The sequence below is a fragment of the Candidatus Dependentiae bacterium genome, assembly GCA_020431705.1.
Taxonomy (GTDB): domain Bacteria; phylum Babelota; class Babeliae; order Babelales; family Vermiphilaceae; genus JAGQHQ01.
Genome location: JAGQHQ010000001.1, coordinates 15,213 through 39,300, shown reverse-complemented (window position 1 = coordinate 39,300; position 24,088 = coordinate 15,213). Strand labels below are relative to the sequence as shown.

Genomic DNA, 24,088 nt, shown 5'->3' with positions numbered 1-24,088 from the left:
CGTGTATTGTTGAGCGCATAAAACATCTTATTTTGAGCCGTAGTATAATACGGCTCATGTGTGTGATGCTTATCGTTACTTATGCGTAACAAGTGCAACAAGTAACTCTATAAAAATTAAAATAATAATTAACACTGTAAGCATATCTTCACGTACAGAGTCTATCTTTTTTTGTAGGACAAGACTAATCTCTTTGATAATATTTAATTTATTATTTACGGTTTTTTTCCAATCATCAAGACCAAGCTTTTCTACTAATAGTTCATACAGCTCAGAAAAATAAGGTTCGCCGACAACTTTAATACTTCCTTCTAATCGTTCAGTTATAACTGAAATTTCCACTTTTAATTTACCTAAATCATCAATTGGACTGCGAGTTAATGTACCAATAAAAGGAAGATATGCTTTGAGTTGTACCTTACGTGCTTTTTCTTCATAGAGCATATTGAGTTGTTGATCCAGTATTCTATCGAAATAATGAAGTTCTAATTGCTGAATGTTTGCAAATTCAAAAAAATCCAAAATTTCTTCGTGTGCTGGATCATATACAAATGCTGCACCGGGATCGATAACAATCAAATCACCTCTAAAATAACCAATTGCATCTTCTAAAATTTCGTTCTTTTGATATTCAGAAAGGGTTTCTGTTTCAAATCTTAATGTAGAGGCAATTACACCGCCATATTGTTTTTTGAGTGTTGGTAGGTCGATTACCTCTGGCTGTGGATTTACTTGCAACACAACATAGGAAGAACGAGTATAAAAAAATTTCGGCTTACTGATAAATCCTTTTATTCGTCTAAAAAGTAAACCTAAATCGGTAACACTTTGTTCTTGAAATTGATTATCAAGCGCCTCAAGTTCTTTATGAATGTCTTGTAAGCTATTATTAAAAGGAATTTTATAAATGAGAGAAATAGCCCCAAAATTATGAATTTTTACGCCAATACAGTGGATGCTCTCATTTGGCTCTGGCAAATCGATGCTTAATGGTATGTGATAGTTTTTAAAATATTTTGGCAATGCGAGCGGGCGTGATGTAATTACTGACGATGATCTAATTTTTTCTAAATTAATATCATCACCAACATCAAAGGCATGGAAAATATAAATATTTCCTGAAAACTGGTGGCTTTTGTGCTTTGTTTTTTTTTCTTGTTCCGGCACTGTAAAATTCCTAATTTATGAGTTGTATTAGCCGTACTTTACCAAAAATGATGATGCTAAATCAAATCAATTTCTTGCAAAAGGCGGTTTATCAACTTTCGATTGCTTATTGTACAATCATGAATCTTTTTATTCACAGTATTTTTATTTGTTAATATCATTAAGTTTACTTAAAGTAGATTATCTGTTGCAACAAAGTTGTTTTTAATTACATTTCGGTTTGTTGAAACAATGCCCAGTTAATTATTATATTTGCTTGTTTTTTATCGAGACTATTTTTTTTATATGGACCAGACAGAAGAGATACTATTTTTTTGTTCTCTTGTTTGTTTAATTTATTAATCACACTTCTTAAATCGTTATCATCTATATTTTTAGTTAAATTGAAAAAAGCAGATCGAAGTTCGTGTTGATCTTTATTTATTTTTTGTTTTTTATCTACAGCACTTTCCAGCTCAAATTCTTTACATTTTTTGCTTGATAGTTTTTGAATAAAATTATAAACTTCATCACTTTCTTTGACCCAATTGTCCTCTATATAATGTTCTTCATTGCTACTTGTTGAGAGACTGTCTTCATCGTCTGACTCAAACTCAGCTGCAAAATTTTCTTCAAAAGAAAAAGAGAATTTTGCTAATTCTCTTTTTTCTTTTCTTCTCTTAGAGCGTGAAGTACTGATATGAGTAAAGATAGCGTTTATAAAACTTTTTCCAATTTTGGGGAATTGTTTACTAGCTTCTTTATGGAGATCCGGTGCAGGGTTAGTGTACTCTCTATTCAAAACAGAACGAGCAGACTGCGATTTTACCTCTTTTTTTTTCATACAAAAAGAGGTGTTTGAAAATAATAAAACTACAAGAACACTTACTACGGTGGTTGTTTTATAAATAGAAGAGTAAGCCATCTCGTTCTCCTAGCTTAAATGTGAAGGTTTGTAAAAAGTTATTGGCGCTTTAAAATTGCTAAAAATGCTTCTTGTGGAATTTCTACAGAACCAACTTGCTTCATTTTCTTTTTTCCCGCTTTTTGTTTTTCAAGTAATTTACGTTTGCGTGTAATATCACCACCATAGCATTTGGCAATAACATCTTTACGCAACGGCGCTAAACGTTCTCGCGCTAAAATTTTTGCACCAACTGCGGCTTGAATAACGACTTCAAATAGTTGGCGTGGAATAGCTTCACGCAAACGCTGTGCCAAATCTCGGCCAATGTAATATGCTTTGTCTGCATGGACAATGCATGAAAGCGCATCGATTGCTTTACCGTTTAACAAAATATCCATTTTGACTAATTTGCCAGCTTGATATCCAGCTTGATCATAATCGAAGCTTGCATAGCCGGAACTAAGTGATTTTAACTGATCATAAAAGTCAGTTGCAACTTCTGCCAAAGGTAAACGATATTTTAATATAGCACGCTCATCGTCAAGATAATTGAGTTCTTTTTGCTCGCCGCGCTTTTCTACACATAGTGTCATGATGGTACCCATATATTGTTTTGGTAGAATAATGGTAGCATCAATCATTGGCTCTTCGATCATTTCGATTTGGCCTGCATCAGGAAATTCTGATGGATTTTCAATTGTGAGTATTGTATCTTTGTATTGTAATTTCACCTTGTATCGTACGCTTGGTGCAGTTATTATAACATTTAATCCGTATTCTTGCTCAAGTCGTTGCTTGAAAACATCCATGTGTAGCAAACCAAGAAAACCGCAGCGGAACCCAAGGCCGAGAGCAGGAGATGATTTTTTTTCAACCGTTACACTCGCATCATTTAATGTAAGCTTTTCAATTGCATCGCGCAATAAATCAAAATCAACATTATCAATAGGAAAAATACCAGCAAATACAACAGGCTGTGCAGGTTTGAAGCCAGTAAATGGTTTAACTTCTTTTTTGGTGTGGTAAATAGTATCACCAACACGTGCTTCTTTGACTGTTTTCATTCCAGCAATGATATAGCCAACTTGTCCAGCATACAGGGCATTGAGTGGAGTCATATCAGGGTACATCAAGCCAATTTCTAGTACTTCATATGAGTTACCGGTTTGTGCCAAACTGATATTGTCTCCTTTCTTTATGGCGCCATTTTTAATTGCCATTAAACAGACAACACCACGATATTCGTCAAACCATGAATCGAAAAGTAATGCTTTTAATGGGTCATCTACAGAGCTTATCGGTGCAGGAACTTTAGTAACAACCGCATCTAAAACGTCGGTAATACCAATGCCAGATTTTGCAGAAGCCAAAACCAAATCGCTATCTTCAAAATCAAAAAGATTATGCATTTGGAGTGCAACACGCTCAGGATCGGCTGCAGCCATATCAATTTTGTTAATAACAGGAACAATAGCCAAATTTTGTTCAAATGCTAAATAAAAATTTGCCATTGTTTGCGCTTCAATACCTTGTGCAGCATCGACTAAAAGCAGTGCGCCCTGGCATGCATAGAGTGATCGTGAAACCTCGTAACTGAAGTCAACATGGCCCGGTGTATCAATTAAATTGAGTAGATAGGTTATTCCGTTATATTTATAGAACATGGAAGCGGTCTGAGCCTTTACTGTAATGCCACGCTCTCTTTCCACTTGTAGCTTGTCTAAAAACTGTTCATTTTTTATACGATTAGTAATAGTACCTGTGTATTCTAATAGTCTATCTGAAAGAGTAGATTTGCCATGATCAATATGGGCGATTATAGAAAAATTGCGGACTCTGTCTGGGGTAAAATCTTTAAGATTTATTTTTTTTAGATCCATAATACCTTAATTGTACGGCAAATGGTTTTTTTCCGCAATATATCTATTTAACAATACACCGAAAAAACTTATCGGGAGAACAATACAACAATATGCTATGTCGTTGTGATACTATTAATTGTTGTGTACATGCTGTTTACTGGTGAACTTACATATTCGATGCATGTATCGATACTAATATCACGATGATCAGAAACCTTTTGTCCAAGATTTATGACATCTTTAAATAGTTGATTAATCTGCGCTGATACAAGCGATACAGGTAGTGTTATGGTACAAAATAAGATAATAAGTAATTTTTTCATAAGCATCCCTAAAGTCCCGCATGGTAATTGTTTGCTAATAGCAATTACTCTTTGATTTTTATCAAGGTAAAAACAATATAATTATATTATCATATATACTACAGGCCAAATTTTTGTGTTTTTTTGATAATATATTTTATATGTTTATTTTCGCGCAAATAAAACCTAAAATAAAAGGATATTGTTAGTGCTGAATTTGTGTAATCTTGCAATTCTCGGTATACTATTAATACGATTTTCTTGTCTTGTATAAAAATACTGGTCGTTGTTATCAAAGAGGGTTAAGTCTATGGCGTCGGCAGATAATCAAAGAAGCAACACACATAAAAATATTCAACCTGTTTTAATTGAAAAAGAATTAAAGGATTCGTTTCTTGATTACGCCATGTCGGTGGTTGTCAGTCGCGCATTACCAGATATTCGTGACGGTCTAAAGCCCGTGCATCGAAGAATTTTATATACTATGCATCAGCTGGGTTTCCATTATAACAAGCCATACCACAAATCAGTTCGTGTTGTTGGTGATGTACTTGGTAAATATCATCCACATGGTGACCAAGCGCTATATAATGCAATGGTTGGTCTTGCTCAAGATTTTTCAAAGCGATATCCACTTTTAGATGGCCAGGGTAACTGGGGATCTATTGATGGTGATAATGCAGCGGCAATGCGTTATACCGAAGTTCGTATGGCAAAAATTGCGCAAGAAATTTTAGCCGATCTAGAAAAAAATACGGTATTGTTTGTACCCAACTTTGATGATTCAACAACTGAACCAGTTGTATTACCAAGCAAGCTACCAAATTTGTTGGTAAATGGCACAACGGGTATTGCTGTGGGTATGGCAACATCTATTCCGCCACACAATTTGCGTGAAGTGGTTGATGCATGTTTGGCATTATTGCAGAATCCGCAGATAGCTGAAGAGGAGTTATTTAAATTGATACCAGCACCAGATTTTCCAACTGGTGGTGTTATCTGTGGCAGAGCTGGTGTTGTAAGGGCATACAAGACTGGGCGTGGTAAGGTTATTGTGCGCGCCGTTGTTGATGTGCATGAGGAAAAAAAAGGTACGCGTATTATTGTCAGTGAGTTGCCATATATGGTGAATAAAGCTGACTTAATTATGAAAATCGCAGATTTAGTGCGTGATAAAGTTATTGAAGGTATTAGCAATATTAGAGATGAGTCAGATAGGCGTGGTATGCGTTTGGTGATCGACTTAAAACGTGGTGAAATTCCACAAGTTGTACTCAACCAGTTATACAAACACACAGCAATGCAATCATCTATTTCTATTTTGATGTTATGTTTGCTTGATAATCGCCCACTTATTTTTACACTACGCCAACTTCTTGAACAATTTTTATTCCACAGAAAACAAGTTGTTTATAATCGCACAGTATTTGATTTAGAAAGAGCACAAGCACGTGAGCACGTGTTGGTTGGTTTCATTATTGGGCTAGATAACATTGATGCAGTTGTTGAAACGATTAAGCAGTCAAGTGGACCGCAAGAAGCAGTGGAAAAACTACATCAACGTTTTAAGCTAACGGCTATTCAGGGTAAAGCGCTTTTGGAGATGCGCTTGCAAAAACTTACTGGTCTTGAGCGAGAAAAGATTCGTCAGGAAATGGACGAAGTCAAAAAGACGATTGCGTACCTTACACTGATTTTAGAAGACGAGAGTGTTTTGCGTCGAGAAATTATCAAAGAGTTACAAGAAGTGCGTGAGGCATATGGTGATGATCGCCGTTCTCGTATTGAAGGATCGGTGGATGTATTGACTGAAGCTGATCTAATTCCAGATGAAGAAGTGGTAGTTACGTTGACGCGAAAAGGATACGTAAAGCGCGTACTGCTTTCCACGTATGGCGTGCAGCATCGTGGCGGTAAGGGCAAAATGGGTATGGCGGCGCTTGAAGATGACTTGATTCAAGATTTATTTGTTGCAAAGAATCATGATGAATTATTGTTCTTTACCAACTTGGGGCGTGTGTATAGCTTAAATGTATTTGAAGTGCCAGAAGCATCTCGTATTGCAAAAGGTCGTGCAATTGTAAACTTGCTTCCGCTTGCACACGGAGAAAAAGTAGTGAAATTACTCTGTACAAGAGAGTTAGAAGATAACTATGTTGTATTGCTTACCAAAAGCGGTATTATCAAGCGAACTGAAGGTGATAAATTTACAAAAATTCGCTCAACGGGTATTCGTGCAGTAACGCTTAAAGATGAAGATGAGCTAGTATTTTGTTCACTTAGTTCAGGCGATGATACAATTATTATTGCAACAGCTCATGGACAAGGTATCCGCTTCAAAGAAGGAGAAGTACGTTCAATGGGACGTCAGGCAGCTGGTGTTATTGGTATTAGATTGAAAGACAATGATGTTGTTGTTGGTATGGAGATCATTGGTGCTGATTCTGGGGATATTCTGTTTGCAACGCAGCGTGGCTATGGTAAACGTGTACAAGCAGATGATTTTCGCATTGCACATCGTGGCGGTGTTGGCGTACGTACAATTCCGGTTGATACGCGCAACGGGCAAGTTATTGGTTTGGCAATTGTTACTGATAAATCGAACTTATTATTGATTGATCAATCTGGTAAGATTATTCGTCTTCCTTCAAAAGAAATTCGTACTATGGGGCGTCAGGCAAAAGGTGTGCGACTGATTAAGCTTGATAAAGACCAACTACTTTCTTCTGTTGTAGCATTTGAAGAAGTTGAAGAAGTACCAGCACCGGGAAGTACAAGTGAGGGAAGTGGTGTTATTCGTTTGGAAGAAGAAGATGCATCTGCACCAATGACAATGCCAGGTGTGATTACGCCTGCTCAACCAACTGAAGGATTGCTGGTTGAAGGAGAAGGTCTTTCTGATGATATCCTACCTGTGCAAGAAGATATTGACGAAATGGCTCAAGAGCAACTTTCTTATGATCAAATAAATCCAATCATATCGCCGCAGCAAGAACCTGAAGAGGTTGAAATGTCGGCATTAGAAAAAGCAATGATTATTAGCGATGAAGATGATATTTTGCATATGATGCCGCAAGGAATTGATGATGATTCTGATGATCCATTGATGCAGTTTTAATGCAGAGCATTTATCTTAAAGTAAAACATGGATAACTGTTATATTATTCTTCATCTCTCATTAATAGAAGGTATTGGTCCGGCGGTTGTTAATGCTGTGCTTAAAAAAATACCAAAAAAATTTGAGTTGATTGATTTATACAAAGTTAAGTTGATTGATTTTGTTAATCAATTTGGTTTGTCGTTGAAGCAAGCTCAAAAGATAGTTAACGGTTTACGTGATACAAAAATACTTGAGGAAGAAGTTAGACTTATCAGAAAATATAATATTAACTGGACTACGTGTTACGATGCAGCATATCCAGAATTACTTAAAGAAATTCATCGACCGCCAATTGTGATTTATTGGCAGGGTAAAAATCTAGATTATTACAAAAAAACAATTGCAATTGTTGGTGCGCGTACAGCAAACCATTATGGTAAGCGAGTTATTGATAGCTTAGTTAGAGATCTTATTTTACATGGCTATGCAATTGTGAGTGGTGGTGCGTTGGGTGCTGATACAATGGCACATCAGGCTGCTTTGGATAATAAAGGGTATACTGTCGCTATTATTGGCTCTGGTCTATTAAAGCCGTATCCACGATCAAATAATAGATTATTTCAAGATATTGTTGCCAGTGGAGGTACCGTTGCTAGTCCATTTCCATTATCATTTGATGCATTTCCTGCAAATTTTCCTGCTCGTAATCGAATTATTTCTGGATTGAGTTCTGGTTGTATTATTATTCAAGCAACAGAAAAAAGCGGCTCAAAAATTACTGCACAATGTGCGTTGGAGCAGGGTAGAGAAGTTTTTGCTGTACCAGGTCAGGTTGATGATTTATTAAGTGTTGGATGTCATCAACTTATTCAACAGGGTGCAAAGCTTGTTAGTTGTGCTGGCGATATTTTGCAGGAATTTGAAGAAAATTATAGATCAAATGCAAAGTATATGCCTTTAGAGCGCGTATTATTGTCTCCTGCTACTCAAGCAAAAAAGAACTTTGCTGAAACTATTGTTGAACAAGTGAACATAGTATGTGCAGAGCAAATAAATATAACCACTTTTCAAGAAAAAATTCTAGTAGCATGTAAAAATGAAGCACTTTCAGTAGATGATTTGCTAGAAAGAACAAATATTTCTTTGAAGGAGTTGAATGGTCTTTTATTTGCTTTGCAGATTGAAGGCAAAATTGCACAAAATATAATTGGTTTGTGGCAGACTCTTTAGTTAAAATATATGGCTACAATAAAAAAGATAATATATAACACTTTTCTATAAACAAATAAAAAACTTTAGTGGTAACCAGTACATTTGTTACCATATACAATAGCTGTGACTTCTTTTGGATACTGTTTTCTAGGGGGGAATAAATCATGAAAAAAGTAATCAAAATGTTTTTTGTAATCGTAATCATCGGTGTAAGTGGATTTTGGTTTATAGTGTATGGTAATAAATATGGAGGACTTACAAGTTTTATTACACAGCAGCTATATTATGCAAAACAGAAGTGGCGAAAAGAATCGGTTTCTCCTGTCGTTAGAATAAAAAAGGATTATATTAGTTTTGTTGATTGGCAACGAAAGTGTAATAATTTACCGTTAACTGATCATATAAAAAATCAAACAAATCAAACAGCACTGACAAAAAAGCAATTTGAAGAAATACTCGATGATTTCATTATCCTAGAAAAAAAACAAACAGAACATGATGATCTTTGGGTAGGCAAAAAAAGACTTGTGCTACATGAAGAGCAAAAATCAAAAAGTGGATGGTGGCAAATAATTATTTCGTGGTTTAGCGCGACTCCATCTTTACCTGAGCAACCGTTTGAACCAGTTGCGCAAAAATTGATTGTTCCGGCAGGTTCTATTATCGCGTTTCATGGTGATTTGCATGGTGATGTTCATTCTGTAATTGAGTTCATTGAGCATCTCAAAGATAAAAAGTATATGGATGCAGATGATCCATTCAAAATTGCCAAAGACAATTTTTATATGATTTTTTTGGGTGATTATGTTGATCGTGGATGGCATGGCTCTGAAGTTATGTATACTATTACAAGACTAAAGGTAGAAAATCCAAACCAAGTATTTTTGGTGCGTGGTAATCACGAGGATAAAGACCTGTATCGGCTCTATGGTTTTAATGATGAATTGCACAATAAATTTGATGTAGGGCAGAGTGATTCTCTTGTTAAAAAAATTAATCAAATGCAAGAATTACTTCCGGTAGTTTTATATATCGGATGCACAGATAGTGACGGTGTGACAAATTTTTTGCAGTGCTGTCACGGTGGGATGGAGCTTGGATATAACCCACAATGGTTATTTAATTTTAATCGATCAATAGCATATCAAACATTAGGTAAACTTGAACGCAAAAGTAATAATAACAAGCTTGAAAGTACAGTGAAAAATGCAGTGAGCGCTCTGGCTGAAAAGTATAATTTTGACCCTCATTATAAAATTAGTATTTATGATTTAAATCCAGAAGAGCTGCAAGATTTTTTACCGGAAAAACCGGTACAGTTGTGGCATTTGTGGGGTGATTTTATTGTTGAGAGTGATGAGGTAGTTGTTGCAAGTAGTGGGCGAGGGACAGGGCTTGCGTGTGGTAAACCATTTACTGATGCAGTGAGAGAGCAACATAGTTCTAATAATTACAAAGTTCGTGGTGTTTTTCGTGCTCACCAACATGGCGATCCAGGTTCAAATCCAATGATGGCTCGTATTTTTAATGACGATAAAAAAGGTGCACGGGAGGATGCAGGAGTAGGTAAATTATGGATACCAAAAGGTACCAAAAAAGGCGGATTATGGGATGGTATTGTATGTACCTTTGCGGTGACACCAAAGAGTGGATATGGATCTGCATATAAAAGAATTAAAGAATTTGGCGATGCATATGGCATATTAACTGTTGCTCAAGATTTTGATGATTGGGTTTTAGAGGTTATTCGTTTGAAGGATAATCAAAAATAGGTATATGCATCAAAAGTAATTTATATATAAGTTGAAAGATATATTATTTTTTATAAACTATAATCCATATATAAATTCAGATTTAATATTCACATTTATAGAATTTTTTATAAAAAATATGCTATTACAAATAAAAAAATTACCATTTCTACTGTTAGTAATTTTTTTTCCTTGTAGTTTTTTTGGTATGAATCGTAAAGTGGAGCCACCAAGTTATTTTGATGAGGGACTAAAAGTTGCTGGTGGATTAGGCAGTATACTAGCCGGTGCCAGTGTGGTTAGGAAAAGCTTCGAACATATGCAGACTATTCCTGTAACATGGACTGTAGAGGGTATAAAGCATAGCGCTAAAATTTTCAAAGACCAGTTTTTTGAGCTCGATAACAAAACACGACTTATGATTTATGGCGGTGCAGCATGTATAGGAATTGGTCTTAGTTTAATGGTATGGGGGTCTGTCAAATCCGGAAGGCTTTTGAAAAGCAAAAAAGAAAATCTGTTTAATACTACAAATCAGACAGACGGTGAAAAACGTTCAATAACTACCACAACTACCTTGCAGCTTTTTGCACAAAAAGACTGTGTTAATGAAAGTTCTAAGAAAATTAATTATAATGTAGAAAACGATACACGATCTATGATTTATGACGGTGCAGCATTATATACAGGAATTAAATTTGGTTTTTTAGTGTCATTGATATCTGTCAAATCCGAAAGGCTTTTGAAAAGCAAAAAAGAAAATCTGTTTAATGCTACAAATCAGACAGACGGTGAAAAACGTTCAATAACTACCACAACTACCTTGCAGCTTGTTACGCAAAAAGACCGTGTTAATGAAAGTTCTAAAAAAATTAATTATAATGTAGAAAACGCTAATAATGAGGCTGAGATCGGCTCAATTATTCAACAAAAGTATAATATTTCTTCTATTTTTACTAGAAGAAAAAAAAATAAATACATGTTTGACATGTTAGTTCCTTTTATAGGAAGGGTTAATAAAAAACAAAAAAGGAGATATACAAGAGAATTTAAAAATATTAGAAAAAAATATAAAATTCTTTCATATTCTTCGGTGCTAGTTTTTCCTGATAATATACAAATAATCTATGATCAAGATACTAAGTGGATCCCACTTCAACCAAGATTTGGAAAGAAACCAATAGAACTGGGAGTTCCTAAATATTATGATCCTGATTACATTGGAGTTCCTAAATATTATGATTCTAAATACAATGTTGCTATTTATAATAGCTGGCATAAAGTAGAAGATATTATTATAAATATGGCAATTAGGGGTTTTCAAAATTTTAGTGAAGATGATTGCTATAAGTATAGTTTACAGCTTCTTGCTGATTATAATATGAAAAAATGTCTAACAAAGGAGGGTGAAAAGGACAATGATTTTGCCAAATTGCGAGAAAAAATATTGCGAGAAGAAATATATTTCAGAACGTTCCCAGCTCCTGGAAACAACAAATTTTATATTGAAGAAGATGTAGATATTCAAAGGGCGCCAGGTGCTTTTTATTTTAACGGAGGTGTTCATTTTAACGGAGGTGTTTATTTTGACGGAAAAGATGTTAAAGCGAATCAATTAAAAGCATTTGAACTATTTAAATATGAGCTTTTTAAAAACATTAAAAATGAAATAAAATTAAAAAAAAGAAAACCCTGTGTTTTTATAAATTATAAAAATGAAAATAATGAAATACAGGAGTATATGGTTATTAAGATGAGTAACAACGAATATAAAATTAAAGCATATAATAGCCGTTTTATGATAATAGAATCGGGTGGTAGTTATGTTTTTACCATTAGGGATGGAGAAAATATACAGGATAGAACGTTGCAAGCAATCAAAATATTACAAGAGAACCTTAAAAGTAAAAAGGCCTGCTCTTATTGTTAAGATGTTCTTTAGATAAAAATGTGGTAATTTTTTGCCTTTTTTTGTACTTATTGTACACTAAGACATAATAATTATAAAAACGTGTGATAATCGTACAAATAGAGCATATAATTGGTTTATTTTAAAAATCATCAAGGATGTTGTCATGCCAGTACCAAAGCGTAAGACTTCCCGATCGCGCAGGGATAAGCGCCATGCCAATAAGGGCATAAAGCAACAAGCATTTACTCAGTGTCATAATTGTCAGGAATTTATTGCGCCACATGTGATTTGTAAAGCGTGTGGATACTATAAAGGTACAAAAATTCTTGCAACTAAATCAGAACGTGCGCTTAAACGCTCTGAGAGTCGTCAGGCGCAGCAAGCTCGTCGGCAAGCAACGCAGCAGGCAATGCAGGCAGCAGCGGAAGAGCACAAAGCGTCGGCTTCAGTGGCGGAGCAGTCTAAAGAAGAAGAGCAATAGTTTTTAAGGGGACATTTCATGATAGCACTAGATGCCATGGGCGGTGATTATGCGCCACGTGAAACAGTTATTGGTGCTATTAATGCCTCCAAAAAAGGTGTGTATGTTTCTTTGTTTGGTGATGAAGCACAAATTATTCCGATTTTAAATACCTTCTATCCCGCGTGGCGGAAGAAGCTTCCTATAAAAGTTGTTCATTGTGCTGGACAAATTAGAATGGATGATGTGCCAACTACAAGTATTATCAAGCAAAAAGATGCTTCGCTTGTTCGAGCTTTGCACGCAGTGCGCAATGGGGAAGTTTATGCAGTAGTAACTGCTGGTAATTCTGGCGCAGCGCTTATTGGTGGTACGCTCATTTTGCAACGAGTTTCAGGAGTTTATCGTCCGGCGTTGGGGGAGTTTTTGCCAACAAAAAATGGATCTCTTTTTTGTCTTGATTTGGGTGCCAATACTGATTGTAAGCCGCAGTATTTATACCAATTTGCGTTGATGGGGCATGTATATGTTTCATTAACAAAAAATATACAAAATCCTCGTATTTCTTTACTTTCAAATGGTTCTGAAGCTTACAAAGGTTCGCAGGTTGTTAGAACAGCGTACCAATTGCTTGAGCAATCGTCACTGAATTTTATTGGCAATGTCGAGGCACGCGATTTATTTGATACTGCAGCAGACGTTTTGGTGTGTGATGGATTTGCGGGTAATGTTATGCTTAAAGCAATTCAAGGCACTATGAAGGCTGCAAAAAGTTGGATGCAAGAAGAAATAAAAAAACTTTCATGGTGGCGAAAAATATTGTTTGCACTAAATAGACATATTTTCAAAAAAATTAAGCGTAAAGCTGATTATCAACATACGGGAGCGTCACTCCTTTTGGGAGTTAATGCCCCATTGCTGGTTGCACATGGGTGTTCAAATGCACTGGCGATAGAGAATGCATTGTTGCGCGCGCATGAGCTTGTTAAGCAAAAGTTTGTAACGCAATTTAATGCGCAACTAGCAATTGCATTAAAAAACCATAGCTTGCACTATGAAGATTCTTCTTTGCTCAAACGTACCGTAAAATCGGTGTTGCGTTTACAATAATACTTTGTGCTACTACTATATGTGTGCTTAATATGTACCTAGCTATATAAAAAAATATTGAAATAAGGTGAAATGGTTTGCTGTGTTGAGGCCACATTATTTTTTACTGTGTATACTTTTAATGAGCGCTATATACGCACCTGCGCGTTATTTTCCTTGTGGTCGTTTTTATCGAAGATCGGTTACAATGCTGCTTTCTCGTTGCTTGTTTTTACAAAAAAGATACAAACATTTTTTCAGTAAACGACGAGTAACGATTGGAAATATTGATACTACTTTAAAAGAATGTAAAGAAGATCAAATTGATTGTATACCGCAGAATAAAGCCCAGCTAATTGGACGTGCTATCACTCATTTATACAGTGTTCCTGGGTTTTCTCGTGCATTTTGGATGTATGTTAAGGCAATATTTTTTGATAATGAGAGTAGCATTAAGGGTATTGAGTATGAGTTCGAGCGAGCGCTCAATCTCTATGATAATGGTTATGATGTTCAAGGATTCAACTTTATCATAAGTGCAGAGAGTTCGGCGTTGGTGTATTCTGGCCAGGAAAAAAAATCTATTTCCCGTGAATTTGATATTATTGCTCAAAAGTTCGATAGCGCTGGTAAACCTATTGATACAGTATGGATCGAATGCAAAAACTGTGATTGGAAAAAAATTATTAAATCAACGCTTTTTTTTGACAATTTTAAACAACAACTTGCAGAGCAAAAAAAAATAGTTAATGTCTACAATGAAGGTAGAAATCCAGAGCAAATGGTTACCCATCAGTTGAGCTCTAAAAAATCTCTTCCTAAAAAAATAAGGCAATTCTTGGCCGATCAAGGAACGGTTTGCCACGTAGCTGAAATGGAAGAGAATGATAGCGCAAAATAGCTGCTAGTTGGCCATTAATACGCTTTATGCTATAGTAGACTAAATAGTGCTTAGGATAAAACCTCTATGTGCGTTAATGCAAATATCTTGGTCATTTATAAAATAGACTTTTTATGTGCTTGTGACGTGCATTACATTTTTAGCAGGAGCGGATTATGACGGTAAAAGAAGCAATACAACAGATTTATAAGTATATTTTTGTGCCAAAAGTGCAGCAAGCAAAATCAACTAAATATGTAAAAGAAGCAGTTATTCTACTGTTTTTAGCTAGTGCTATGATTGGGAGTTTTTATTTATATCGTTCTTGGAAAATGAATGGTGAGCGGGCTGCACAAAAAGCTTTTGCAGAATGTTTGCAAGAATATCAACGAGCATTTGAAGGATCTGATGAGGCGTGGTCTGAGGTTGTAATGGTGTGTAAGCTTGGTTATGAGCGCCATAGTAGTACCAACATAGGGCCATTCTTTTTGGGGTTGCAAGCAGATGCTCTTATAATGGACAATAAAAAGCAAGAAGCACTTGAGTTGGTGAGTCAGATGATTGACATATTTTCTTCGGCTAATCCAGTGGCTAATCTGTATAAAACCAAACGCGCACTACTTAAACTAGACAGTACAAACATAGCTATGCAGCGTGAGGCTCGTCAGGAATTACAAGTACTGGCTTACGATCAAAACAATAAAAATGCTGATCAAGCCTATTATTATCTTGGTTATGATCATTGGATAAATAATAATGTTGATCAAGCACAAAAGGTGTGGCAAGAGTTAATCATAAAATTTAAAACTGATGATCCAAAAGCAAGTTCAATGTGGGCATTGCTAGCAGAACAAAAACTACAACAAATTGCTTAATTATGAATAACAACATTAGAGTGCGTTTTGCACCATCACCAACGGGTGATTTACACATTGGTGGTTTGCGCACTGCATTATTTAACGAGCTTTTTGCACGACATAACAACGGTAAATTATTGCTTCGCATCGAGGATACAGATCGAGAACGTTCAAAGGCAGTATACACTGATTCAATTATAGAGTCGCTCAAATGGGCCGGTATCGTGTTTGATGAAATACCCATTGTGCAATCTGAGCGTATTTCTCATCACAAAAAAATTATTGAAATACTTATACAAGAGGGTAAAGCATATAAATGCTATTGTACACCTGAAGAAGTTGCTCAGCGGAACAGAGAACGTGGCAATGAGTCTCTGTACGATAACAAGTATGATCGGTATTGCTTATCTCTCGATACAATTTTTTCGAAATCATTCAATATAAATGGACAGGCAGGAGGAAATAAACCTTTTGTCGTGCGTTTTAAGTTGCCATTTGAAAAAGGACCAATAGCTTTTACTGATTTAATCAGGGGTGAGGTGACGTTTGATGTAGAGCAATTAGATGATTTTATTATTACACGCTCAGATGGGCAACCAATGTATAATTTTGTCGTGGTTGTTGATGACCATGATATGCAGATATCGCATGTTATTCGTGGTGAAGATCACATTTCAAACACACCAAAACAAATACTGCTGTATCAAGCATGTGGGTATGCTGTACCACAATTTGCACATTTACCATTAATTTTAGGTCCTAGCGGCAATAGATTAAGTAAGCGAGACGCAGCAACATCAACGTTAGAATATCGCCAGAATGGTTATTTACCTCAAGCGTTGATTAACTACTTGGCACGGCTTGGTTGGGCGCATGGTGACCAAGAAAAATTTTCTAAACAAGAAATGATTGGTCTGTTTGAACTTAAAAATGTTGGCAAATGTGGTGCGCGATTTGATCAAGAAAAACTTGATTGGTTAAATGGTGTATATATGCGTGAGATGTCTGCACAAGCTCTTTTGAATCTCATAATAGCAGATATTGATCCTGCCGTAGAAAAAAAGACACCGTATTTTTCTGAGCAGCAGCGATATGCACTTATTGATATTTATAAAGAACGTGTAAAAACAGTTGCTGAGATTGTACAGTCAATTATTTCTGTTCACAGTGCACCATCATCTTTTGATGTTGATGCGTTAGAAGAGTGGATTACACCTGCTATACGAACTCATTTAGTCAGTATCATTGCAATACTTGAGGCAGTTGATCCATTTACAATAGAACTAGTATCACAAGCGATTAAAAATATGGCAAAACAATTAAATGTTAAACTGGTGATGCTTGCTCAACCGATACGTATAGCTTTGCTTGGTACAAGTTCTGGACCTGGAGTATTTGATTTGGTTGCTACACTAGGTAAACAAGAGACAATTGATCGCCTGAAAAAGTTATATAGCATACAAATAAAAAAATAACTACAAAACTTGAGAGTGAGGTTGTGTATGAAAATAGGAATGCTATTTCCTCCACAAGGAAGTCAGTTTGTTGGTATGGGCAAGGAGCTCTATGACAACTCTCGTATTATGCAGGAATATTTTGAAGAAGCGTCAAGCTGTTTGGATATTAATTTTGTGAAATTGTGTTTTGCATCGTCAGATGCTGAAATTAATGGGTTAAACAATGCATATACATCACTTTTTTTGGTTAGTTCTGCATTGTGGGCAGTATTAAAAGATCGTGATGTTCAACCAGATATTGTGCTGGGATATAATGCTGGCGAATATGCTGCGTTACACGCTGCGGGTAGTTTAAGTTTGCCTGATGGGTTGTATTTACTCAATAAATATGCCACTCTTTATCAAGAGCTATTGAGTGATTTGGATGTTTCTGTGCTGCGTATTACTGGTTCTTCTTCAAAGATCATAGAAAAAGCATGTAAGGATACGAGCTCAAAGAAAGAGTTTGTGCATATAGCCGTGTATGAATCGGCAACACAACACATAGTTGCTGGACATACACCTGCAGTTGTACGTTTGAGTGATGTGGTGAGGCGTGAGAATGGCATAAAAATAAAAAATGAGAGCATTGCTATTGGATTACACTCGCCATTAATGCAGCCAGTTGTAGCTAGTATCAAAATGTATTTAGAAAAAATTGATTTTAAAGATGCCACCATTCCGATTATTACCAATGCTGATGCACAGAAGACAAGCAGTGGTGATGATATTAAAGAAAAAGTTATCGCACAATTTCATCAGCCAGTTCTTTTGGTACAAAGCATGGAATTACTCGCAGAGTGTGATTTGGTTATTGAAGTTGGACCAGGAAAACAAATGACGAGCTTGTTCAATCAGCGGTATCCTGATATACAAACAGTAGCGATTAATACGAAGTCTGATCTTGAGCAATTACAAATGATATTAGGTGAAGAATAATGGAATTTGATAAAAATGATACAATGGAAAAAGTAGCTGCAATTGTCATGGAGCAGTTGCATGTGAGTAAAGAGGATATTCAAGAGGCATCAGAGTTTCATGATTTGGGTGCTGATTCACTTGATATGGTAGAAATTGTTTTAAAACTAGAAGATGTATTTGGCATGAAGATTGGTGAAGAGGATGCCGAGCGTTTTCATAATGTAGACGAAGTTGTTGATTATATTCATAAAAGGCGTACTAAATAGTATGTAGCAAGTATATAAAGAAAAGCCTTCATGCTATGGGGGCCTTGAATATTCCTATGTTATTATGCGTATTACATTAACGTATTTTTTGTATGCCGTACTGTGCTTTATTAGTTTTTTGAGGAATTTCAGTTGCTTTCATACCGCCGCCTTTGCGAGGTGATATAACAATTTTGTATTCTCTACGTGCAATTACTTTGTTATTCTCATCCATTTGCTCTAACACAACCCATGTGGTACCTGGCTCTACAGCATCATATTCCCACTCGTATTCACTACGGGCACGTTTGCTACGCGGTGTATCTTTCTCATCAAATTTAAGTATCGTTGGGTTTGGTTCTCTGACCATGCGCCACGAATAACCACGTTTACCGCGCTTAACTTCAATTTCTACTTCTTGGCCAACACGTTTTCTGATAATCATCTTTTCATGTTTTATGCCATCAGTTCCTTTGCCCCATTGCCAATTCCAGTGAACACAGGATGTTGAACTTACTGTTAATGCAACACTAAGTGCGACGAGTATTACTTTGCATATATTTTTCATGGAGTCTCCTTTTTATGGTAAACACATACATGTTTAATAACACTGATCAGGTTACAAAGGTTGATGATACAATGCAACAGAAAAATACATTTTTGATTTTCGTGGTATACTCGATACCCAAAAAAGGTTTTTAACTAAAAGGGATTGTTTACTATGTGTTATTTTTTGTGTTGCCATAGAAATGTGTTCGGTTGTATTTATTTTTTTTTGTTAGTTGTTTGTATGGGTGCTACTTCTAATTTTTTTGCTATGCAAGAAGATAGTGAGGGAGTTACGGTACAACAATTGAGGCAGTGGAAACAAGAAGACAAAAATTTTGTATATACTACACCACTTATTAATGCGGTGCGATCGTCAGATATAAATAGTGTTATTAATCACGTTAAGCAATATAGCCAGCAAGTTAATGGTGATGTAAGAAAAATAAAAACATATGTGAGGCAAAAAGATTTTCGTGGACGTACTGCACTTGATTTTGCCCTGCATGATAAAAGAGTGCAGACTGCTGTTTATTTGGCACTGCTTAGGCATTATCCAATAGAAAAATTTCCTGTTGACGATCTATACTACACAATTGAGTGTAAAAAAGAATGTAGTGTAGAAGAAGTACTCAGTAATTTACGTGAAAAAAAAATAACTGATATTTCCAAGCAGCATATAGTGCCGCTTATTATGAAAATAAAGAAAAAAAATGGTGAGAAAAATTATAGTCGCAAATGGTATGTGCCAAAGCCAGATGAAGCACATGCTTATTGGGAAACGTACTTTAGTGATAGTAGATTTTATAATATGATATCAGAAAATAAAGAAGTAGAAGAAGAGGCTCAACAAAAACAGTGGGCAGAATTTTCAGAATATTTTATAGAAAAAAATTTTGAAGCAAAAAGAAAAGAAGAGGAAAGACACCCTCTTGGTTTAGGAAATTTGATTTGGAAGTTTATTACTGGTTCATAAATACATATCGTATTAAAAGGCAACGCCAGTTTTTAGCCATAAACTCCATTGAGAAAGTGAGTTTTTGTTAGGTTTTGTAAATCTGCGTCGGTGTGCACTTTCAAATTCTATTTCGCCACCAGCACCAATAAAAAATGTATTAATCCATGGGCATGTGTGTGTTACATGATGATAATCAATATACGCGAATAATTTGTGAGTAAATGCGCGTGGATTTGCTGCAGATTTACGATCAAGGTCGGTATTTTTTAGAAATATAGGTGAAGTTGCATCAACTAATGTTGCTTGGTTGACAAATAGTCCTGGTGTTGCATCGCCAGTATTGTTGCCATTTATGGTTGCATTGCTTTGCGTAGCATTGCTATTGCCAGCACCAGTATCAACATTCTGTAATCCTTTTAGTCCAATGGTACTTTCTTCTAGTTTATCGGTAATGCAAATACTTTCTTTAGTGCGTATCCAGCCATTATAGCCAAAATCCCAATTAAACATTGGGCCGGTATAACCAACCATAAAAACAAAGTCAAACTGCAGACCAGTTTTTACATTACAATTGAGGGTTGTTTTGTTTGCAAGTGGTACCAACTTACCAATGTAATTATTCGCATCAAATTCTTTTACTAAAATATATCTACTGGCAACATTACTTACATTCTGTTTACACATATCAGTACAACAATCAATGGAAATGTCAAAACAACGGCGTTGGCATGCATCAAATAAATGAGTGATATTTAAATCTGTGTATAGAGAAATAGAACGATCTGCTCCATATTCCCACACCATCACGTGTCCGGTAAACCCGAAACCAAACTCCCAATGGTGGCCATTGCCTACAATTGGTTCAAACATATATTCACCAGTGGGGCGATTGCCTGTTGGTGCAACGAAGCGAAGATTTAATCCCGCATGTCCAGTTTCGCGGCTTATAAAATTCCATCCAGCAGCAACATGCACATCGGCAACATGAAACTCATTACGTGCACATTCAGAAATTTTACATACATCTAATCCTTCAGTTAGATCGCCAAAGGTTATATTACCTCGAATAGCTTCGGTAAACGATGTGACTGGTGGTGTAATACTTGTTGTATCCATATACAATGCAGAAAATGCTGTTGAATTTCCATTATTTGAAACAATTTCATGTAATTCAATGTTTGAGCGTGCCCAGTTAATTGGCGCAAGTATACGAACATAAAAAGATGTACATCCAAGGTATAAATCAAGATCGATACTAGTATTTTTTAATTTTGGTTTGATTTTTACTGTGCTAAAAAATGTTGGTGATAATCCAAAGTAATCGGCTAGCATATGATTGGTATCACGATTGGTAACTTGGCTACCAGAAATAGTAATGGTATCACAACCAAAAAAATATTCAGCAATACGAGCTGGGCGGAATGTGTGTGAGTACGCCGGTGTTACGTTAAAAGCACCATACAACCATTTATCTGTTTTTTTGTTAATATAGTGACGCCATCCAACCAATTCCCGTGCTGCATTAGTACCAACTGAACGTGGTTGTAAAAATGTTTTACCGCTTAATGGTCCTGTGGTGTTAGCATGTGTGATAAAAAAAGAAAAATAAAAAACAACCACGCAGAGCAATCGGACGGTATGTTTCATATTTCTACTCCCCCTTGATCCATCTGCTACATACTCTACTATATCATACTGATGCATTACAACGGTTTTGAAAAATTTGTTTTAAATAAAATAATGTGCGTTATGAGCAAAAAAAAAGCCAAGAAAAAAATTCTTGGCCTTTAGAATGTTTTTGGAAACTATTAATTAAATGAGACGCCGCCCTTAAACCACACACCCCATTCAGATGGTGTGCATTGTTGGCATGATGTGCATCCAGTACCATCGCATGATGGCTGACAGTTTGTTTTTACCCACTCAACTTTACCGCCTATACCTATGTACGGGAACCAATTGCCATGATCAAACCAACTGTATGTCATATCGAAGAACAACGTGTGTGAAATACCTCGCGTGCGTGATCCATCGAAATTGATATCTTCAGTATTGAAGAAAATAGGTTCTTTAGATGTTTTTGTTTGTCTTCCTGCCTGGCCAACTTGGCGATCTAAAATATCGGCATTTACCGTTGAGTTGTCAGCAACTGCTCTTGCAAATTGTGCATTATCAACAAAAGGATTTCCTGTTGGGCGAATATTATTATTTTCGTCGCCACCAAGATCACCATTAAGCGCGATGAAGTTATTAGTTCCTTTATGAATTGTTGCCTTACTTTGTGTGCCGGAAAGAGCTACCGGATCATTGGCAGCACTACCAACAATGGTAGGAACACTACCACGCAAGAATCCATATACATGCGCATCCCCTTTGAGTGCCCATACATCACGTTGTGAGTCAAGTTGATGAGGACATTTGCTATTAATACGTATACGTTCGCACGCACGGCCCCAGAATCGGTACCCTATATCAAAATCAATATTTTTTTTGTGTATGTTAAACATTGCAGTCAGTTGCCCTTGTACGCTAGCAGTTACATCAACACATGCGGCAGTTAAGTTAGCAACAGGGGTAAATACATTTTTAAATTGTGCAATTGGTGCTTCACTACCTGATTGATTACCGAGCATTGTATTGGCAAATAGATTTGTAACTGGTGTGCCAAGTTTCATAGCAAGCATATAGCGGGAGTTACAGCCATTTGATTGAAGATCAAATGAGCGAATTTGTTTTGTTTTGAACAGGTGAGTTGCATGTCCGTCAAGGTGTAAGGTGATATCGGTGTCACTTTCTTCATCGTGCCACAAGTGATGTTGCGCGCTCATTCCAATACCAAGCTCTGGGTGGTGGCCGTTACCAACAATTGGCTCAAAAAGATACTCACCTTTTGGGCGAGTTCCAGCGGGTGCACCTACTAATGCATATAAGCCGAGTGAATAATCGTCAGATTGTATACCATTAAAACCTAAAATAAAGTAAATGTCAGAAAAACGTGTTTCAGTGCAGCGATTATTCCATCTGCTGTAGCATAGTGGATTAAAAGTAACAGTTAAGCTAAGATCAGTTAATGTTTCTGAAGGGTTGGCGCTTGGCGCATTGAGCCTTGGTGTGCCATGGTGTGACATAAAACAGGTAACATTATCAACTAAATCATCTTCACGGTTTGGAATGGTACTAAAATATCCGCGATCATAATCTGCATCGCCAAAGCGAATAATATTTTCGTTAAAACACATTTCCCATTTACTGTGAACAAATGGTGCATGTACTTCAAAGTAGGCACCTTCGATCCAGTGGTCAAAGCCAATATGTGCATTAAAATCTACAATGAAGTTAGAAATACGCGGCTTGAAGAATATCTCACTTTTAAAATCGGTTGGTAACCCAAAATAATCAGCAAGCCAATCTTTTTCGTCTCTGTTTGATATGCGGCTACCAGATACACGTAAAAATGGACAGTTGCAATCGTCATTTAAATTACTTTTATCAAACAAACAGCGCACGATATCGTTTCTTTTAAATGAGCGAGTGTAGCCAAATGTTGTATTAAAGGTGCCGTACCAATCGTCCTTATCATTTTGATTGATATGTTCTGTTATACCAGCAATACGCGGCAATGCTAATGTTTGTGTTCGGATACTATAATATGGTGTTACGCTATAAATAACTGATGACGACGCTAGCATCATTGAAATGAAAAAAAAAGATGCCCAAAAATATTTTCGAGATTGCTGCATTATCATTACTACTCCTTATTTACTACTCCGTATCAATAATGTAGAGTAAAACACTTATCCATAGTTGACAAAATAATACATCAAATGTCAATACTATTATCGTTCTTGTTTTTATATTGCTAAAAATACATATGAATAGATCAAATCAAAAGTACAAAAAGACCTGATTACAACCAGGTCTTTTTGTACTTTTGATTTACTAAAGTTATTTATTTTCAAATGCTTTAGATGCACCCTTTTTTACTTTCTTCTTCTTCAGATAGATGCACCCCTTTTTTTCTAGAGGCCATGTATGTACTAAGACTTATTGGCATGCAAGCTAGTGCAGAAAAAGCAAAACATTTACCAGCAGTGTCCGTTTTATTTTTTAAAGCAAAGTAAAATGAGGCAAGAAGTGATAACCCACCAGCACACGTGAATGAATATTTTACTATGTTTTTTGTTATTTCCTCTGCACCTTTGCCTATACCTATTTTGTCATTTATATAAGAAAATAGTGAACCATGTAAATAAGTAGAAAAAATAGATGTTAAGATAAGAATAGAAAAAAAGATCTTTGTACTAAATTGTGGACACGTTTTCATAAAAAATTCAACCCTAATAAAAAATATACATTATATATCATATTCCCAACAATCTTACGTCTTTACTTAAAAATTTTCTAGTGAGACTTTCAAGCTTAATAAGTTATTGAACTAATAGTA

Annotated in this window: 20 protein-coding genes; 12 read left to right on the top strand and 8 right to left on the bottom strand. The window is 35.9% G+C overall.

Annotation, left to right across the window (positions count from 1 at the left end; all coding sequences use genetic code 11):
- Positions 1-75: 75 nt before the first annotated feature.
- From KC460_00155 to KC460_00140, 4 genes are all read right to left on the bottom strand, one after another.
- Positions 76-1,167 (bottom strand): hypothetical protein, encoded by a 1,092-nt coding sequence (locus tag KC460_00155; protein ID MCA9769768.1) that lies wholly within the window; start codon positions 1,165-1,167, stop codon positions 76-78.
- Positions 1,168-1,375: 208 nt separating this feature from the next.
- Complete coding sequence (locus tag KC460_00150) at positions 1,376-2,071, bottom strand: hypothetical protein (protein MCA9769767.1); 696 nt, start codon at positions 2,069-2,071, stop codon at positions 1,376-1,378.
- A gap of 38 nt (positions 2,072-2,109) precedes the next feature.
- Positions 2,110-3,933: a translation elongation factor 4 gene (gene lepA, locus KC460_00145; GenBank protein ID MCA9769766.1), complete on the bottom strand. Its 1,824-nt coding sequence runs from the start codon at positions 3,931-3,933 to the stop codon at positions 2,110-2,112.
- Between the two features lie 95 nt (positions 3,934-4,028).
- Entirely contained in the window at positions 4,029-4,238 is a 210-nt protein-coding gene (locus KC460_00140) for a hypothetical protein (GenBank protein ID MCA9769765.1), read from the bottom strand.
- Positions 4,239-4,527: 289 nt separating this feature from the next.
- Here KC460_00140 and gyrA point away from each other — a divergent pair, with 289 nt between their 5' ends.
- The 11 genes from gyrA to acpP all read left to right on the top strand — a co-directional run bounded on the left by gyrA (position 4,528) and on the right by acpP (position 18,161).
- Positions 4,528-7,335: a DNA gyrase subunit A gene (gene gyrA, locus KC460_00135; GenBank protein ID MCA9769764.1), complete on the top strand. Its 2,808-nt coding sequence runs from the start codon at positions 4,528-4,530 to the stop codon at positions 7,333-7,335.
- A 27-nt stretch (positions 7,336-7,362) separates the two neighbouring features.
- A complete protein-coding gene (gene dprA, locus KC460_00130; GenBank protein ID MCA9769763.1) occupies positions 7,363-8,547 on the top strand; it encodes a DNA-processing protein DprA in 1,185 nt (394 codons plus the stop codon).
- 146 nt (positions 8,548-8,693) lie between these two features.
- Positions 8,694-10,301 (top strand): serine/threonine protein phosphatase, encoded by a 1,608-nt coding sequence (locus tag KC460_00125; protein MCA9769762.1) that lies wholly within the window; start codon positions 8,694-8,696, stop codon positions 10,299-10,301.
- 187 nt (positions 10,302-10,488) lie between these two features.
- A complete protein-coding gene (locus KC460_00120; protein ID MCA9769761.1) occupies positions 10,489-12,210 on the top strand; it encodes a hypothetical protein in 1,722 nt (573 codons plus the stop codon).
- Between the two features lie 145 nt (positions 12,211-12,355).
- Entirely contained in the window at positions 12,356-12,673 is a 318-nt protein-coding gene (rpmF, locus tag KC460_00115) for a 50S ribosomal protein L32 (protein ID MCA9769760.1), read from the top strand.
- Positions 12,674-12,691: 18 nt separating this feature from the next.
- Positions 12,692-13,762, top strand: a complete 1,071-nt coding sequence (plsX, locus tag KC460_00110) for a phosphate acyltransferase PlsX (protein ID MCA9769759.1) — start codon at positions 12,692-12,694, stop codon at positions 13,760-13,762.
- Between the two features lie 121 nt (positions 13,763-13,883).
- Positions 13,884-14,642, top strand: a complete 759-nt coding sequence (locus KC460_00105) for a hypothetical protein (GenBank protein MCA9769758.1) — start codon at positions 13,884-13,886, stop codon at positions 14,640-14,642.
- A gap of 155 nt (positions 14,643-14,797) precedes the next feature.
- Positions 14,798-15,496: a hypothetical protein gene (locus KC460_00100; protein ID MCA9769757.1), complete on the top strand. Its 699-nt coding sequence runs from the start codon at positions 14,798-14,800 to the stop codon at positions 15,494-15,496.
- A gap of 2 nt (positions 15,497-15,498) precedes the next feature.
- Positions 15,499-16,953 carry a glutamate--tRNA ligase gene (gltX, locus tag KC460_00095; GenBank protein MCA9769756.1) on the top strand — a complete coding sequence of 485 codons (1,455 nt, stop codon included), beginning with the start codon at positions 15,499-15,501 and terminating at the stop codon, positions 16,951-16,953.
- 27 nt (positions 16,954-16,980) lie between these two features.
- Positions 16,981-17,913 carry an ACP S-malonyltransferase gene (locus KC460_00090; protein ID MCA9769755.1) on the top strand — a complete coding sequence of 311 codons (933 nt, stop codon included), beginning with the start codon at positions 16,981-16,983 and terminating at the stop codon, positions 17,911-17,913.
- The gene (gene acpP, locus KC460_00085) at positions 17,913-18,161 is read left to right on the top strand and encodes an acyl carrier protein (protein MCA9769754.1); all 249 of its coding nucleotides are present in this window, start codon (positions 17,913-17,915) and stop codon (positions 18,159-18,161) included. Before KC460_00090 ends, acpP begins: the two co-directional genes overlap by 1 nt.
- A gap of 76 nt (positions 18,162-18,237) precedes the next feature.
- Here the strand turns inward: acpP and KC460_00080 are convergent, their stop codons facing one another.
- Positions 18,238-18,708, bottom strand: a complete 471-nt coding sequence (locus KC460_00080; GenBank protein MCA9769753.1) for a hypothetical protein — start codon at positions 18,706-18,708, stop codon at positions 18,238-18,240.
- A gap of 153 nt (positions 18,709-18,861) precedes the next feature.
- Here KC460_00080 and KC460_00075 point away from each other — a divergent pair, with 153 nt between their 5' ends.
- Positions 18,862-19,662 (top strand): hypothetical protein, encoded by an 801-nt coding sequence (locus KC460_00075; GenBank protein ID MCA9769752.1) that lies wholly within the window; start codon positions 18,862-18,864, stop codon positions 19,660-19,662.
- Between the two features lie 12 nt (positions 19,663-19,674).
- Here KC460_00075 and KC460_00070 read toward each other — a convergent pair whose 3' ends face one another.
- The 3 genes from KC460_00070 to KC460_00060 form a co-directional block, all read right to left on the bottom strand.
- On the bottom strand, positions 19,675-21,291 hold the full coding sequence (locus KC460_00070) for a hypothetical protein (protein MCA9769751.1): 1,617 nt from the start codon (positions 21,289-21,291) through the stop codon (positions 19,675-19,677).
- Between the two features lie 161 nt (positions 21,292-21,452).
- Entirely contained in the window at positions 21,453-23,390 is a 1,938-nt protein-coding gene (locus KC460_00065) for a hypothetical protein (protein MCA9769750.1), read from the bottom strand.
- Between the two features lie 218 nt (positions 23,391-23,608).
- Positions 23,609-23,968, bottom strand: coding sequence for a hypothetical protein (locus tag KC460_00060; GenBank protein MCA9769749.1), 360 nt, complete (start codon positions 23,966-23,968; stop codon positions 23,609-23,611).
- Positions 23,969-24,088: the final 120 nt, after the last annotated feature.

Excerpts from the sequence above, each read along its gene's own strand:
- KC460_00150 (MCA9769767.1), bottom strand. The coding sequence starts at position 2,071 with ATGGCTTACTCTTCTATTTATAAAACAACCACCGTAGTAAGTGTTCTT.
- lepA (MCA9769766.1), bottom strand. The coding sequence starts at position 3,933 with ATGGATCTAAAAAAAATAAATCTTAAAGATTTTACCCCAGACAGAGTC.
- KC460_00140 (MCA9769765.1), bottom strand. The coding sequence starts at position 4,238 with ATGAAAAAATTACTTATTATCTTATTTTGTACCATAACACTACCTGTA.
- gyrA (MCA9769764.1), top strand. The coding sequence starts at position 4,528 with ATGGCGTCGGCAGATAATCAAAGAAGCAACACACATAAAAATATTCAA.
- dprA (MCA9769763.1), top strand. The coding sequence starts at position 7,363 with ATGGATAACTGTTATATTATTCTTCATCTCTCATTAATAGAAGGTATT.
- KC460_00125 (MCA9769762.1), top strand. The coding sequence starts at position 8,694 with ATGAAAAAAGTAATCAAAATGTTTTTTGTAATCGTAATCATCGGTGTA.
- KC460_00120 (MCA9769761.1), top strand. The coding sequence starts at position 10,489 with ATGAATCGTAAAGTGGAGCCACCAAGTTATTTTGATGAGGGACTAAAA.
- rpmF (MCA9769760.1), top strand. The coding sequence starts at position 12,356 with ATGCCAGTACCAAAGCGTAAGACTTCCCGATCGCGCAGGGATAAGCGC.
- plsX (MCA9769759.1), top strand. The coding sequence starts at position 12,692 with ATGATAGCACTAGATGCCATGGGCGGTGATTATGCGCCACGTGAAACA.
- KC460_00105 (MCA9769758.1), top strand. The coding sequence starts at position 13,884 with ATGAGCGCTATATACGCACCTGCGCGTTATTTTCCTTGTGGTCGTTTT.
- KC460_00100 (MCA9769757.1), top strand. The coding sequence starts at position 14,798 with ATGACGGTAAAAGAAGCAATACAACAGATTTATAAGTATATTTTTGTG.
- gltX (MCA9769756.1), top strand. The coding sequence starts at position 15,499 with ATGAATAACAACATTAGAGTGCGTTTTGCACCATCACCAACGGGTGAT.
- KC460_00090 (MCA9769755.1), top strand. The coding sequence starts at position 16,981 with ATGAAAATAGGAATGCTATTTCCTCCACAAGGAAGTCAGTTTGTTGGT.
- acpP (MCA9769754.1), top strand. The coding sequence starts at position 17,913 with ATGGAATTTGATAAAAATGATACAATGGAAAAAGTAGCTGCAATTGTC.
- KC460_00080 (MCA9769753.1), bottom strand. The coding sequence starts at position 18,708 with ATGAAAAATATATGCAAAGTAATACTCGTCGCACTTAGTGTTGCATTA.
- KC460_00075 (MCA9769752.1), top strand. The coding sequence starts at position 18,862 with ATGTGTTATTTTTTGTGTTGCCATAGAAATGTGTTCGGTTGTATTTAT.
- KC460_00070 (MCA9769751.1), bottom strand. The coding sequence starts at position 21,291 with ATGAAACATACCGTCCGATTGCTCTGCGTGGTTGTTTTTTATTTTTCT.
- KC460_00065 (MCA9769750.1), bottom strand. The coding sequence starts at position 23,390 with ATGATAATGCAGCAATCTCGAAAATATTTTTGGGCATCTTTTTTTTTC.
- KC460_00060 (MCA9769749.1), bottom strand. The coding sequence starts at position 23,968 with ATGAAAACGTGTCCACAATTTAGTACAAAGATCTTTTTTTCTATTCTT.